Genomic DNA, 13609 nt, shown 5'->3' with positions numbered 1-13609 from the left:
GTCGGCTTCCTGGCGCCGGCGGTCGTCGGTGTCGCGACCGTCGGCCTGCCCTGGTGGGGCGGGCTGCCCGCCCTGCTCGCAGCGGGTGCGGTCGAGGGTGCGGTCCTCGGCGGGGCGCAGGCCACGGTGCTCCGGCGTGAGCTGCCGGCCCTGCGACGCGATCGATGGGTGGCCCTCACCGCGGCCGCCGCGGTCGCGGCGTACGTCCTCGGCGCCGGCACGACCTACGCCGGCACCGCCGCGCCGTGGTGGCTCCAGGGGGTCCTCTTCCCGGTCCTCGGCGTCGCGCTGCTCTGCACGATCGGAGCGGCGCAGTGGGTCGAGCTGCGGCACCACGTGCCCCGTGCGGGCCGGTGGATCGGCTGGACCGCGGTGGCGTGGCTGTGCGCCCTCGGCGCCTTCCTCGCGATCGCCTCGCCGCTGTGGCACGAGGGCCAGGGCCTGGCCTACGGGATCGCCGTGGGTGTCGTCGCCGGCGTCGTGATGGCGGCGGTCCAGGCCGTGGTCACGGGGTGGGGGCTGGTGCGGCTGCTGCGCGACGCGGACCGGTCGCGCCCGGACGGATCCCTCGCGCGGTCAGCAGCGTGAGCAGGGCGATCGCGGCCCAGGCCGCGATCAACGCCCACGAGCCGTCCGCCCCGTCGGTGTGGTCGAGCGCGTCCCGGGCGACCTGCCAGGCGGCCGTCTGCGGGGACACCCGGTCGAGCACGTGCCAAGGCTCGACCAGCAGGTCGGGAGGGACACCGGTCAGCAGCGGCAGGGCGGGCCCGACCATGAGTGCCGACGCGACGGCGAGCCCCCCGAGGCCGAGGACCGACTCCGCCGCCAGGACCAGCGCACCGATCACGGTCACGGTCGCCGTCGCCGCGATGACCAGGGCCGTCCCCGATCCGCCGGGGTCGACGGCGATCACCGAGACGACGCCGCAGACGGCGCCCACGCCGGACACCGCCAGCAGCCGCGCGACGCCGTGCGCCGGCGTCGCGGCGACCGCACCGCGCTCCGCCGAGATGCCGGCCACGACCAGGATGGCCACGGCGCACCAGACCGCGACGAGCAGTCCGGGGGTCCGCGCCGAGCCCGAGGCGCCGACGGGGTCGACGTACTCGACCTCGAGCGTCCGCCCGTAGCCCTTGCTGATGACCGTCAGCCGGTCGCGGAGCGCGTCGACGTAGGGCTCGGTGCGGGTCGTCGCCACCAGCAGCGTGTCGGTCGTCGCCCGCAGGTCGATCACCACGGCCGCGTCCAACCGGCCCTCGCCCACGGCCGCCTCCGCGGCGTCGTACGGCGCCACCGCGTCGTCGGCGTCGATCAGGGGCACGACCTCGAACGGCATTCCTTCGAGGGTCGCCGCCGAGTCGGCAAGCGCCTGGGCGACGATCGGCGGGGCGGCCACGCCGATCCGCGCCTCGTGCAGCTCCGGGCCGGACCAGGCCTGGTGCGCGGTCGCGACCAGGGGCAGGGCGAGGAGCAGGCCCAACACGGCCAGGGAGGCGAACCTGCGCACGTCGCTCACCCTAGTCTCGTCCCGTGGCCGTCGAGGGTGCAGGGACGTGGCGGCTGAAGGTCGCCGCGGTCGTGCTGCCGATGGCGGTGCTGCTGATCGGCGCCGCACTGCTGGTGCCGGAGCAGGACGAACCGGCCCAGCGGGCCGACGTGCCCGGTGCGACCCGGACCGAGTGCCTGGACGTGAGCGACGTGCGGACGGTCGCCGGGCTCAACCGCTTCGTCCAGCAGGTCCGCGGCGATCCCGCGTTCGCGGGCGGCGACGTCGGCGCCAGCGCGACGCTGCAGGACGGCCGCCTGCTCTTCGTCTTCGGGGACACGCTCCGGGACCCGAGCTTCGAGGGCCAGCAGTTCGTGCGCAACTCGATGCTGGTGGTCTCGCCGACCTGCGCCAGCGTCGTGCTGCCGTCCGACAACGGCGCGGTGATCCCGGACCGCACCGACGGCGTGGGCTACTGGCCGATGTCGCTCGCCCGGATCCAGCGTCCCGGCTACGACCTGGTCGGGGTCGCGGCCCAGCGGGTGCGCGGCAACGGCGACGAGTCGGCAGGGGTCTTTGCCTTCGACATCCTCGGACCGGCGCTCGCGGTCTTCGTCGTGCCGGCGGGTGGGGTGCCGCAGCTGATCGCGCTGGAGGACGTCGGGCCCGACCGGGTGGACGTGACCGTGCCGATGTGGGGGGCGGCGAGCGCCGTGGCGGGCGGCTGGGTCTACCTCTACGGCACCGCCCGGCCGGAGGGCGCGACGTACGGCGNCCGCCCGGCCGGAGGGCGCGACGTACGGCGGGTTCTCGCTCCGGGTGGCCCGGGTCCGGCCCGACCGGGTGCAGCAGCCCGACCAGTGGGAGTTCTGGGACGGCGACCGGTGGCGGGCTGACGCCGACTCCGCGGTCGAGCTGATCGGAGCCGATGGTGGGGTCTCGCAGACGTTGAGCGTCTTCGGGCGCAAGGGGCGCTGGTACGCCGTCAGCAAGCAGGACGAGGTGCTCGGCCGGGACCTGGCGATCTGGACCGCGCCCGCCCCGACCGGCCCGTTCACGCTCGCCGCGCGGCCGGTCGAGATCCCGTCGGACGCCGCGACCGGCACCCTGCGCTACCTGCCGCTCGCACACCCCGACCTGCTGCCGGTGCCCGGCACGGTGGTCGTGTCGTACAGCCAGAACGACACCGACTTCGACGACGTCGTCGACGACCCTCGGCTCTACCGGCCGCGCTTCGTCAGGGTGCGGCTGCCCTGATCGTCAGCCGACCTTGCGCGCCAGGGTGACCGCGAAGCTGTCGGTGGGGTCGGTCCAGATCCGCGCGATCTCGAGCCCGGCCGCCCCGAGCTCGGCGCGCAGCCGCTCCTCGGTGAACTTGGTGGAGATCTCGACGCGGATCTCCTCGCCGGACGCGAGGTCGAGCTCGAGGTCGGCGCCGGGGAGGGTGACGTGCTGGGGCATCTCGGCGCGCAGGCGCAGGTCCATGCGCTGCATGTGGCGGTCCCAGAAGGGGACGTAGGAGTAGGCGTCGGGATCGAAGTCGGCGTCGAGCTCGCGGTTGAGCACCCGGAGGCTGTTCTTGATGAAGGCCTCGGTGACCCCCTGGGCGTCGTCGTAGGCGCTGATCAGCCGATCTGCGTCCTTGACCAGGTCGGTGCCGAGGAGCAGCTCGTCGCCCTCGGTCATGGAGTCGGCCAGGGCGCCGAGGAACGCGCCGCGCTCCTCGACGTAGAGGTTGCCGATGGTGCCGCCGAGGAACGCGACCAGCTTGCGGGCGTAGCCGGCGAGGTGGCCGAGGTGCAAGGTGAAGTCGCCGACCACGGCCTCGACCGAGGTGTCGGGGTAGCGGGCGGCGAGCATGTCGGCTGCCTGGCGCAGCGTCTCCTCGGAGACGTCGACCGGGACGAACCGCTCGAGGCGGCCGGCGTCGGCGAAGGCGTCGAGCAGCAACCGGGTCTTGTCGCTGGTGCCCGAGCCGAGCTCGACGACGGTGGTGGCCCGGGAGGCGGCCACGATGTCGGCGGCCGCGTCGCGCAGGATGGTGCGCTCGCACTCGGTGGGGTAGTACTCCGGAAGCCGGGTGATCTGGTCGAACAGCCGGGACCCGGCCTCGTCGTACAACCACTTCGGGGGCAGGGTGCGGGGTTGGGAGCCCAGCCCCCGCCTCACGTCGAGGACGAGCCCCGACTCCGCCCAGTTGGACTTCAGCAGGACCGAGACCTTCGGGTTGCTCATGCGGCGGCTCCGTCGTCGGCGAGCCGGACCCCGGAGAGGGCCCAGCGGGACTGGTGGGGGAAGAAGTTGCGGTACGACGCCCGCGCGTGGCCGGCCGGCGTCAGGGCGCAGCCCCCACGGAGAACCATCTGGTTGCTCATGAACTTCCCGTTGTACTCGCCGATCGCGCCGCTCGGCGGGCGGAACCCCGGGTAGGGGTGGTAGGCCGAGGACGTCCACTCCCAGCAGTCGCCGAACATCTGCCGCAACCCGCCGGCGCCATCGGCCGCGCCGGCCGTCTCGGGGTGCCAGCTGGTCGTGTTGGCGAGGTTGCCGGTCACCGGCAGGGTGCGGGCGGCGTGCTCCCACTCCGCCTCGCTCGGCAGCCGCTTGCCGGCCCAGGTGGCATAGGCCTCGGCCTCGTAGAAGGACACGTGGCTCACGGGGAGGCCGGGGTTGACCGGCCAGGTGCCGTGCAGGGTGTGCTCGAACCACACCCCGTCGACCTGCGTCCAGTAGAAGGGCGCGGCCCAGCCCTCCGTCTGGATCTTGGCCCAGCCGTCGGAGAGCCAGAGCTCGTGGCGCCGGTAGCCGCCGTCGGCCATGAAGTCGAGCCACTCCCCGTTGGTCACCAACCGGTCCGCGATCCGGAACGGCCGCAACCACTGCTCGTGGCGGGGCAGCTCGTTGTCGAAGCAGAACCCCCCGCCCTCGTGGCCGACCTCGACCAGCCCGCCGTCGACCTCGGCCCACCCGAGCGCATCCGGCTGCGAGGGCGCCGGCGGTGTCCCGGCGTAGGCCGGCTGCAGCGGGTTGCGCGAGAGCACGTGCTTGATGTCCATCAGCAACAGCTCCTGGTGCTGCTGCTCGTGGTGGAAACCCAGCTCGATCGTGGGCGCCAGCTTGGACAGCGTGCCGTCGTCCAGGGTCGTCAACAGCTCGCGCATCCGGTCGTCCACGTTGCCGCGGTAGAGGCCCACGTCGTGGGCACCGGGCCGGGAGATCAGGCCCCGGTCGGGCCGGCTGTAACGCGGACCGATGCCCTCGTAGTAGGAGTTGAACAAGAACCAGTACTTGTCCTGGAACGGCGCGAACCCCGCCTCGTTGTCCGCCAGCACGAACGTCTCGAAGAACCACGTCACGTGCGCGCGATGCCACTTGGTCGGCGACACGTCCGGCATCGACTGCACCGTCTGGTCCTCCGGCGACAACGGAGCGGCCAACCGCTCGGTGAACGCCCGCACCTCGTCGTACCTGCTCTGGAGCGTCGTCGGGTCCCACGCCGGGACCGCCCCGGCTGTCGTCGTGGTTGTAGTCGTCATGCGCGCACCTCGCTGTGTGGTCGACAACGGCTCCAGACGCTTGTACCCAACTCGACGGGCCGTGAACGGGGGAGCCGCGAACCACGCTAGGGGCCGCCACCGACATCGGGCTACCTCCTGACGGCGGAATGCCCCGGAGAGCCTCTCCGTCTAGCGTTGCCCCATGACCACGATTGCGATCGCCGGCGGCACGGGGGCGCTGGGCGCCCAGGTCGTCGAGGCCGCCCGCCGCCGCGACCTCACCCCTGTCGTCATCGCCCGCTCGCACGGGGTCGACCTGACCACCGGCGACGGCCTCGACGAGGCGCTGGCCGGCGTCGACGCCGTGGTCGACGCGAGCAACGTGGCGGCGCTCCGGGCGAAGTCGGCCATCGCCTTCTTCGAGGCCGCGACCTCGCGGCTGCTGGCAGCGGGGGAGCGCGCCGGCGTCCGCCACCACCTCGCGGTCTCCATCGTGGGGTGCGACCGGGTCGACCTCGGCTACTACGTCGGCAAGCGCCGCCAGGAGGAGCTCGTCCGCACCGGTCCGGTGCCGTGGACCATCGTCCGCGCCACCCAGTTCCACGAGTTCGCGGGACAGATGCTCGAACGTTCCCCCGGTCCGGTCGGCCTGGTCCCGAAGATGCTGAGCCAGCCCGTCTCCGCCCGCGCGCTCGCCGACCTGCTGGTCGACATCGCCGTCGGCGAGCCGAGGGGCCTCGCGCCGGACGTCGGCGGGCCCGAGCAGCACCTGATGCCCGATCTCGCCCGACGGCTCGTCGCCCACCAGGGCCGACGCACGAAGGTCGTCGCCGCTCCGCTGCCCGGCAAGGCCGGCCGCCAGGTCGCCGCCGGCGGCCTGCTGCCGGGTGCGGGCGCCACGATCCTGCCCGAGACGTACGACGAGTGGCTGGCCGCTCAGTAGCGCGCGGGAGTTGCCGGTCCGCCCACGGGGACGGTCGCGATCAGCGATGATGGGGTCCTGCAAGGCTCTGCGCAGGACCGTCCGTTCTCGAGGGACGGCGAGAGAGCCCCAGGAGGGGGACGTCCACGATGCTCGACACCGCCAGCCTGCGCGTCTCCTTCGCGCTGGTCGCGCTCACCCTCCTGGTGCTGTTCTACGTGGTCACCTACCGGACCGGGAGGTCGGCGTACGCGGCCTGGTGGTGCATGTCCCTGGCGATGTTCCTCACCGGCGCCTCGGCGTACCTGCTGGACGGTACCGACCACCAGGTCTGGGCGAACCCGCTCGGCAACGTCCTGATCGTCGCCGGCGCCGGTTGCGTGTGGGCGGGAAGCCGGTCGCTGCGGCGGCTCTCTCTTCCCCTGTGGTGGCTGATGGTCGCCCCCGTCGTCGTCGGACTGTTCTCCGTGGTCGACGATCCGGCGGACAACGTGTGGTCGGGAGGGCCGTACTTCCTGGCCGCGATGTGGATCCAGCTGGCGCTGGCCGCACGAGAGCTGTGGTTGCTGCTGCGCGCCGACGGCTCGGCCGAGTCGGCGGAGCGACGCTCGCACCGGTTGTCCTTGTGGTCCCTGGTCGTGACCAGCGGCGGCGTGGCGGTCTTCTACGTCGGGCGCTGGATCGCCTTCCTCGCGGTCGGCCCCGACGATCCGCCGTTCACCACGGTCTTCGGCGGCGAGGTCACCACGCTGGTCACGACGGTGCTGCTGGCCACGGTGTCCTTCAGCATGGCGACGGTGAGTGACGAGCAGCAGAAGGAGGAGCTGCGCGAGCTCGCGGTCCGGGACGGCCTCACCGGGCTGCTCAACCGGACGGAGTTCCTGCGACTCGCGGAGGAGGAGCTGCGCCGTACCGGGCAGGAGGGCGACCTCGGCCAGCTGATCCTTGCCGACCTCGACCACTTCAAGCGGATCAACGACGAGCACGGCCACCTGGCGGGTGACCGGGCGATCATCGCGTTCGCCGACACCTGCCGGAGCGCCGTGCGCGCCACCGACCTCGTCGGTCGCTACGGCGGCGAGGAGTTCATCGTGCTCCTCGTCGGCGCCGGCCCGGAGCGCGCCGACCAGGTCACGGACACGGTCAACGCCGAGCTGCGACGGCTGGCCCGCGACGGCGATCTGGTCCTGCCGACCGTCAGCTACGGCATCACCACGCTCGACCACGGGATCGACCTGGAAGAGGCGATCGAGCATGCCGACCGGGCGCTCTACCGCGCCAAGGAGGCAGGGCGGAACCTGGTGGTCCACCACACCCCGGAGACCGCCTGACCCCCTGTGTCCTGACTCCGGCGTCCCGGCCGGTCCGTAGGGTGGGCGGGTGGCTGGCGATCGCGATCGGAACGACCAAGGGCGGGCGCAGCAGGCTCGACCCCGCGACGCGCTCGGACGGCCCCTGCCGTACGGCGCGACGGGCGTCGACCCCATCTCCGAGGACCCGCTCCCGCCCGAAGCCACGCTGGCGTACGCCCGCAGCCTGCTCGACGAGGGGCGCCCCTTCGCGGCGCACGAGGCGCTCGAGGTCCGGTGGAAGTCGTGCCCGGACCAGGAGCGCGAGCTGTGGCAGGGCCTGGCCCAGCTGTGCGTGGCCCTGACCCACCAGGCTCGCGGCAACGCCGTCGGCGCAGCGCGCCTGGTCGAACGCGCCGCGGGGCGGCTGGCGGCCTACGAGCGGACGGGCGGTCCGACGTACGGTCTCGACCTCACCGGGCTCGTCGCCTGCGCCCGGGGCCGGGTCCAGGGCTCCTGAACGGGCGGCCCACCTCCTCGGCTTATGGCGCAGCCGTTTGCGGGTACCACTCGGTCAGCGCTGTCGGCAGTGCGTGGGGCATTGCCGGCAGCGCCCACCTCAGCAGGGCTCAGCGAGTCCAGCGGTAGACCTGCCCGTCGCGCACCTCGACGTCGCGTGGCGGCCGGGGACGCGGATGGTGCCGCAGGTGCGCGAGCACCCGGGTGCGACCGCGCAGGGTGAGGTCGCGGTCGGTCCAGTGCAGGTCGGGGTGGAGGAGCGGAGCGGCGTCGGCGTACGCGTCCTCGTCGAGGAGGGACCACACCTCTGCCGCCGGGGCGGGCAGCTCGGGGAGGTCGTGGAGCATCGCGGGGACGCACATCCGCCAGGCGTCGGTGACCAGCTCGCGCATCTCGTCGTCGCCGATCGCGGCGAGGTGGCCGCACACCCACTGGTAGCGCAGGTCGCGCGGCGGCGGGAGGAAGAAGACGTCCGGCGCCGAGGCGATCAGCGCGTCGCGCTCCTCCCTCGGGAAGCCGAAGCCGAACCGCTCCTCGTCCTTGGAGAAGGCCACGAAGACCAGCTGTCGGACCTTCAGCTTCCAGCGGCCCCCGATCTGCCGTTCGTAGGTACGGGGGAGCGCGAGCCCCACCCGGCGCACGGCCTCGGCATCGGTCACCCTCGTCACGCTAGAGGCCGTCGCCGACACGCTCTACCGTGTGCGCATGGCAACCCTCGAGGATGCGGCGGCGCTCGCGATGGCGCTGCCCGAGGTGTCCGAGACCGTGCTGATGCGCGACTGGCGGGCGTGGGCGGTGCGCGGCAAGACGTTCGCCTGGGAGCGCCCGTTCACGAAGGCCGACCTCAAGCGGTACGGCGACGAGGAGCCGCCCTCGCTCCCCGTGCTCGCCGTGCGCACCGACGGGCTCGTCGAGAAGGAGGCGATCCTCGCGGACCCGCCGCCGGGCGTGTTCACGATCCCGCACTTCAACGGCTACTCCGGGGTGCTCGTCGAGCTGGGCCGGGTCTCGGCGCCGGACCTCGAGGCCGTGATCGTGGATGCCTGGCTGGCGATGGCGCCGCAGCAGCTGGCCGACGCCTACCTCGCCGAGCGCGGGTAGTGCGGGTAGTGCGGGCGAGCGGCTACATCTCCTCGTGCACGTCGGGGTCGCCGCCGAACAGCCGGCCGTCCGGTCGCTCCATCGCGCTGATCGCCGCCACCTCGTCGGGAGTGAGCGAGAAGCCGAAGACGTCGAGGTTCTCGACCTGGCGCGACGCGGTCGCGGACTTCGGGATCGGCAGCGACCCGATCTCCACGTGCCAGCGCAGGATCACCTGGGCAGGCGTGACCCCGAGCCGCTCGGCCGCGGCGACCACGACCGGTTCGCCGTACGGCGCAGCGCGCTTGCCGAGCGGGCTCCAGGCCTCGGTGAGGACGCCCAGCTCGGCGTGCGCTGCCCGCATCTCCGGCTGGGGGAAGGCAGGGTGCAGCTCGATCTGGTTGACCGCGGGCACGACGCCGGTGTCGGCGATGATCCGGTCCAGGTGGGCCCGGGTGAAGTTGGAGACGCCGATCGACCGCACCAGGCCGCGCTCCCGTGCCTCGACCAGTGCGCGCCAGGCCTCGACGTAGCGGTCGACCGACGGGTTGGGCCAGTGGATGAGGTGCAGGTCGAGGTAGTCGAGCCCGAGCCGCTCCAGCGACTCCTCGGTGGAGGCGATCGCGTCGGCGTACCCGTGGTGGCGGCCCGGCAGCTTGCTGGTGACGAACAGCTCCTCGCGCGGCACGCCGCAGCGGCGGATGGCCTCGCCGACCGACGCCTCGTTGCCGTAGTTCACGGCCGTGTCGATCAGGCCGTAGCCCACCTCGATCGCGCTGACGACGGCTTCCACCCCCTCCGATCCCAGCAGCGGATAGGTGCCGAAGCCGATCGCGGGGATGGTGCGGCCGTCGTTGAGCTCGTACGTCGGTGTGGTCATCAGGTCCACGGTAGCCGTGCCCGGGCTGTCTCTAGGTCTATTGTCCTGCTGTGCTCACAGACGACGCGAGGCAGCAGCTGGTGGCGGCGTGCCACCGGCTGGCCGCAGAGGGCCTGCTGATCGGGACGGCCGGCAACGTCAGCATCCGCGAGGGCGACCGGGTCGCGGTCACCGCGACCGGCGCGGTGCTCGGCGAGCTGACCGCCGACCAGGTGGTCGAGGTCGACCTCGACGGCAACCAGGTCGGGGGGTCGCTGGTGCCGACGTCGGAGGTCTACCTCCACCTCTCGCTCTACCAGAAGTACGACGTCGCCGCCGTCGTGCACACCCACGCCCCGGTCAGCACGGCCGCGTCCATCTCCATCGGCGAGATCCCGGTGGTCCACTACCAGCAGCTGCTGCTGGGCGGGACGATCCGGGTGGCGCCCTACGCGACGTTCGGCTCGCCCGAGCTCGCGACCCGGGTGGTCGCCGCGCTCGAGGGCCGGGCCGCGGCGCTGATGGCCAACCACGGCTCGATCGCGATCGGCGCCTCGCTCGACAAGGCCGTCGAGAACGCGCTGCTGCTCGAGTGGCTGTGCACCGTCTACCGCGACGCGCTGGCGATGGGCCGGCCCGCGACACTGACCCGCAAGCAGCAGGAGGACGTGGTCGCAGCCGCGATCGCGCGCAGCTACGGCTCGGTCCAGGAGGCCGGCCAGGAGAAGGGGGAGAGCGAGTGACCACGGGACCGACCAAGGTGATCTGCATCGGCGTGCACGTGCTCGACATCCACGTCGCGACCGTCGACAGCATCCCGGAGGGGTCGAGCGGTGCGCTGGTCGACACCATCCGGATGTCGCCCGCCGGCACCGCCGGCGGCACCGCGGTCGTGCTGAGCAAGCTCGGCGCCGACGTGACCAGCGTTGCTGCGGTCGGCGACGACCCGATCGGGTCGGTGCTGACGAACCTGTTGCAGGCCAACGGCGTCGACACCGCCCGCATCGTCACCCGCGAGGACGTGCAGACCTCGGCCAGCGTGCTGCCGATCAACGGCAACGGCGACCGGCCCGCGTGGCACTGCATCGGCGCCAACGGCACGCTCACCCTCGACGACATCGACCTCGACCTGGTCCGGTCGGCCGACCACGTCCACCTCGGCGGGCCGGAGTTCCTCGGCGAGGCCGCGGTCGCCGTACTCGAAGCGGCGCGGAGCGCCGGCGTCACCACCTCGGTCGACATGCTCGCGCCCGGCGAGCCGATGTGGCTCGACGCGATCGCCGACTGCCTGCCGCTGGTCGACCTCTTCCTGCCCAACGACGAGCAGCTGCTCGGGCTGACCGCGACCACCACCCTCGAGGACGGCGCGCAGGCGCTGCTCGACCGGGGTGTCGGCTGCGTCGCGGTCACCGCAGGCGCCCGCGGTGCCTACGTCGCGACCGCCGACGAGACCGCCTGGGTGCCGGCCTTCGCCATCGAGGTGGTCGACACCACCGGCTGCGGCGACTCGTTCTCCGCCGGCTTCCTGCTCGNGGCGTCGGTCGACCCCTTCGCGGCGGCTACGCCGACGCGCTGAGCCGCTCGGCCGAACGGCTGGGTTCGATCACGGCCATGGATGACTCGGTGACTGAGCACGTCCGTCCAGCTGCGAATCCCGAACGTCTTCTGGTGTCGCTTTCGCAAAAGCCAGGACAGTCGCAATCTACAGTCGCACACTGAGGCCATGCGTCAGTTGGCTATCGCCGTTGCAGCCTCGGTACTCGCCGTCTTCTTCGTGACGAACCCCTCGACGGCGGTGGGTGATTCTGAGATGACGCAGGCGCGGGCAGGCAACTACTACACGAACCAGGTCTGTCCAGTAGCCACTGCGGACATAACTTTTTCGCGTCGTATCTGGCACGATCGCCGCTTCATCAACAAACGCGAGGTCAGACGGCGCTTGCCTGAGATTCACCGACTTTCGCGAGCGAACGCGCGAGCTCATTACGAATGGGCTAGGGACCTCTTCAACCCGCCCGCCCCCTGGCCAAGTTACGTCGCCCGACAGGTCGACCGGCTGGCTCGGCTGAACCTGCGTATGGCAGACCTCCGGTGGGCTCAGGCTTCGGCGGGTGCCCAGCGGTGGATGAACCTACAGGAGCGAATCAACGATCTTCCCTTCGGAAACTTGGCTGCAACGATCCGAGCTCGCTTGGATCTCCCGCGGACAACCCGATGTAGGTGAATTTGGGAATGGGAGGGATCCGCTTGGCCGGGGCGGAAATCACAGGGCCGGTCAGTCGGCTGTCGAACCAGTTCCGGCACCCAAGGTCCGCCCTGATGGCGCGTGAACCGCGAGCGTTAGCACCACCCCCCAAGAGGTCAACTGCGAAAGGCCTTGGCTTTCACTTTGAACTGCAACTTGTCGTCCATGGAGTAGCCGAGACAGGAGAAGGGCGAACTCTGGCGGACCCAGCAGTTGAACCTCCTGCTGGCGTTGATCATCACCACGTCGACACCGCGAACTGCTGCGCTGCTGAACGGCACCGTCGTGCTGCCGACGCCGGTCCCGTCCAACGGAATCGTAGAGGTCGACATGCCGCCGCCACGCTTGTAGACGGTGACGACGACGGCGGCTCCGCGAGAGGCCGGTGGCAGGTCGAACGCGAGGCGCAGCCGCCAGCCGGCGGCGTCAAGCCCACGCGGATTGACTCGGATGGTCCTCGACGCAAGGTGGCTGACTGTCGCTGCAATTGTGTCGAGAGAAGTGCGGCCCGGCCCTAGTCTGCGAGTCACTGCCGCTGGTGCGGCTCTGTACGCCGATGCCTCGCCCTCCTCGTAGACCGTGTGGGGATGCCGATTGGCGGCTGAGAAGAACTGGAACTCGCTCTTGAGAGAGGTTCCTCGGTTCTTCAGCACCCGAGCCAACGCTTGCGTCGAGTAGAGGTCGGGCGCACCTGGGGTGCCATCCAGCAGGTTCCAGGTTGCCAGCACCAGGTTGGGCAGCATGCCCGTTCTAGCAGGGAACTTCTCCGTCAAGTAACGCCACCAGATCCACACGCCGTAGTGGATTCGTCCGAACTTGTCGATAGGGACCTGTGGGCTACTCAGCGGGCTGTCGCGCAAGTACTGCCGATTGTCGTTGACGCTGTCGAACACTTCGTCCTCGACCCATGTGGCCGTCGACTCGAGTATCCAGCCGTCCTCGAAGGCGTCGTATGCGTACTGCACAGCGTGGAAGTACTCGTGAGCAGCAGTGACTTGCATGTTCTGGAGAGGGGTGTTCCTGGTGCCGAACTCGTTCGCGGCATAATCGTCGTCGAGAACGCAGTAAGCCCACCGGCTGGAGTCGCCCCGGTTGGCTGGACGGTTTGGCTCGTCGGAGTTGCAGTAGCCGTACAGCCCCAGGTTCCCGAGGTCCTCGATGTAGATGTCCACCTTGTTCCGGCGACCACCGCGACGACCATCGGGCTTCGGTCGTCGGTAGCCGGCCTCAACATATGTTGTGTGGATTTCTTGAGTGGTGTCGCGCACCTGCTCGATGTAGTCGGGAGTGCCGTCGTTGTCTGAGTCTGTCGGGTCGGGAGCGGCCGACCCGTTCGTTGGGTAATGGACGCAGATGTTCGTCGTGCACCTGGTGGCGTCGAACGCTGGGCGGGCATTGATCTGGGCGACCCGCCTGCGCTGCGCTGGGGTGAGCGCGTCCTCGAGAGCTGCAAGGTCACGCAACGCGATCGTCAGCGACCGGCCGTCTTCGTGGTCGTCGGAGCCGCCTTGGAGCAACTCCTGCCCGTCGAGTAGGTCTTCGACTCTGGCGAGCGCAGCCTCGGCCTGGCCGGCTCGATGCTGCTCGCCGGCGAGCGACGCCTTGCTCCCTGGAGCATTCGGGGGGTCAGCAACCGCCGGTGCGCCGAGCGAGAGGCAAAGCAATAGGACGGCTGGGAGGGCGACGGAGGATCGCGGAAATCGCACAGTGTG

At 71.1% G+C, this 13609-nt stretch carries 14 protein-coding genes; 8 read left to right on the top strand and 6 right to left on the bottom strand.

The features are described 5' to 3' along the window. On the top strand, positions 1–588 hold a 588-nt coding region (locus tag H0488_RS16330; protein ID WP_183100319.1), incomplete at its 5' end, for a hypothetical protein. Here H0488_RS16330 and H0488_RS16325 read toward each other — a convergent pair. Beyond that, positions 506–1507, bottom strand: a complete 1002-nt coding sequence (locus tag H0488_RS16325; RefSeq protein ID WP_183100318.1) for a hypothetical protein — start codon at positions 1505–1507, stop codon at positions 506–508. The genes H0488_RS16330 and H0488_RS16325 overlap by 83 nt on opposite strands. Positions 1508–2329: 822 nt before the next feature. On the opposite strand from H0488_RS16325, the gene H0488_RS16315 reads away from it, so the two are divergent. Continuing rightward, the gene (locus H0488_RS16315; protein WP_183100316.1) at positions 2330–2743 is read left to right on the top strand and encodes a DUF5005 domain-containing protein; all 414 of its coding nucleotides are present in this window, start codon (positions 2330–2332) and stop codon (positions 2741–2743) included. A gap of 3 nt (positions 2744–2746) precedes the next feature. Here the strand turns inward: H0488_RS16315 and egtD are convergent, their stop codons facing one another. Both egtD and egtB read right to left on the bottom strand, forming a co-directional pair. After that, positions 2747–3721, bottom strand: a complete 975-nt coding sequence (gene egtD / locus H0488_RS16310) for an L-histidine N(alpha)-methyltransferase (protein WP_183100315.1) — start codon at positions 3719–3721, stop codon at positions 2747–2749. Next, on the bottom strand, positions 3718–5022 hold the full coding sequence (egtB, locus tag H0488_RS16305) for an ergothioneine biosynthesis protein EgtB (protein ID WP_183100314.1): 1305 nt from the start codon (positions 5020–5022) through the stop codon (positions 3718–3720). Before egtB ends, egtD begins: the two co-directional genes overlap by 4 nt. Before the next feature lie 163 nt (positions 5023–5185). Between egtB and H0488_RS16300 the strand changes: the two genes are divergently transcribed. From H0488_RS16300 to H0488_RS16290, 3 genes are all read left to right on the top strand, one after another. Then, positions 5186–5926, top strand: coding sequence for an SDR family oxidoreductase (locus H0488_RS16300; protein ID WP_183100313.1), 741 nt, complete (start codon positions 5186–5188; stop codon positions 5924–5926). 128 nt (positions 5927–6054) lie between these two features. Beyond that, positions 6055–7236 (top strand): GGDEF domain-containing protein, encoded by a 1182-nt coding sequence (locus tag H0488_RS16295; RefSeq protein WP_183100312.1) that lies wholly within the window; start codon positions 6055–6057, stop codon positions 7234–7236. 49 nt (positions 7237–7285) lie between these two features. After that, the gene (locus tag H0488_RS16290; protein WP_183100311.1) at positions 7286–7714 is read left to right on the top strand and encodes a DUF309 domain-containing protein; all 429 of its coding nucleotides are present in this window, start codon (positions 7286–7288) and stop codon (positions 7712–7714) included. A 109-nt stretch (positions 7715–7823) separates the two neighbouring features. Here the strand turns inward: H0488_RS16290 and H0488_RS23710 are convergent, their stop codons facing one another. Next, positions 7824–8372, bottom strand: coding sequence for an MmcQ/YjbR family DNA-binding protein (locus H0488_RS23710; RefSeq protein WP_312856383.1), 549 nt, complete (start codon positions 8370–8372; stop codon positions 7824–7826). Between the two features lie 46 nt (positions 8373–8418). Between H0488_RS23710 and H0488_RS16280 the strand changes: the two genes are divergently transcribed. After that, positions 8419–8814: an MmcQ/YjbR family DNA-binding protein gene (locus H0488_RS16280; RefSeq protein ID WP_183100310.1), complete on the top strand. Its 396-nt coding sequence runs from the start codon at positions 8419–8421 to the stop codon at positions 8812–8814. Positions 8815–8836: 22 nt separating this feature from the next. On the opposite strand, the gene H0488_RS16275 is transcribed toward H0488_RS16280, so the two are convergent. Continuing rightward, positions 8837–9673: an aldo/keto reductase gene (locus H0488_RS16275; protein WP_183100309.1), complete on the bottom strand. Its 837-nt coding sequence runs from the start codon at positions 9671–9673 to the stop codon at positions 8837–8839. A gap of 50 nt (positions 9674–9723) precedes the next feature. Between H0488_RS16275 and H0488_RS16270 the strand changes: the two genes are divergently transcribed. Beyond that, the gene (locus H0488_RS16270; RefSeq protein WP_183100308.1) at positions 9724–10395 is read left to right on the top strand and encodes a class II aldolase/adducin family protein; all 672 of its coding nucleotides are present in this window, start codon (positions 9724–9726) and stop codon (positions 10393–10395) included. Beyond that, positions 10392–11228, top strand: coding sequence for a carbohydrate kinase family protein (locus H0488_RS16265; RefSeq protein ID WP_220794678.1), 837 nt, complete (start codon positions 10392–10394; stop codon positions 11226–11228). Before H0488_RS16270 ends, H0488_RS16265 begins: the two co-directional genes overlap by 4 nt. 785 nt (positions 11229–12013) lie before the next feature. Here H0488_RS16265 and H0488_RS16260 read toward each other — a convergent pair. Further along, positions 12014–13609, bottom strand: a 1596-nt coding sequence (locus H0488_RS16260) for an MXAN_6640 family putative metalloprotease (RefSeq protein WP_220794677.1), incomplete at its 5' end; no start/stop codon positions are given.

The sequence above is a fragment of the Nocardioides pelophilus genome, assembly GCF_014180685.1.
Taxonomy (GTDB): domain Bacteria; phylum Actinomycetota; class Actinomycetes; order Propionibacteriales; family Nocardioidaceae; genus Nocardioides; species Nocardioides pelophilus.
Note: the sequence above shows the minus strand (reverse complement) of the source record. Positions and strands in the feature narration are given on the sequence as shown.

Bases quoted from the DNA above. Each gene is read 5' to 3' on its own strand.
- egtB (WP_183100314.1), bottom strand. From the start codon at position 5,022: ATGACGACTACAACCACGACGACAGCCGGGGCGGTCCCGGCGTGGGAC.
- H0488_RS16300 (WP_183100313.1), top strand. From the start codon at position 5,186: ATGACCACGATTGCGATCGCCGGCGGCACGGGGGCGCTGGGCGCCCAG.
- H0488_RS16280 (WP_183100310.1), top strand. From the start codon at position 8,419: ATGGCAACCCTCGAGGATGCGGCGGCGCTCGCGATGGCGCTGCCCGAG.
- egtD (WP_183100315.1), bottom strand. From the start codon at position 3,721: ATGAGCAACCCGAAGGTCTCGGTCCTGCTGAAGTCCAACTGGGCGGAG.
- H0488_RS16275 (WP_183100309.1), bottom strand. From the start codon at position 9,673: ATGACCACACCGACGTACGAGCTCAACGACGGCCGCACCATCCCCGCG.
- H0488_RS16295 (WP_183100312.1), top strand. From the start codon at position 6,055: ATGCTCGACACCGCCAGCCTGCGCGTCTCCTTCGCGCTGGTCGCGCTC.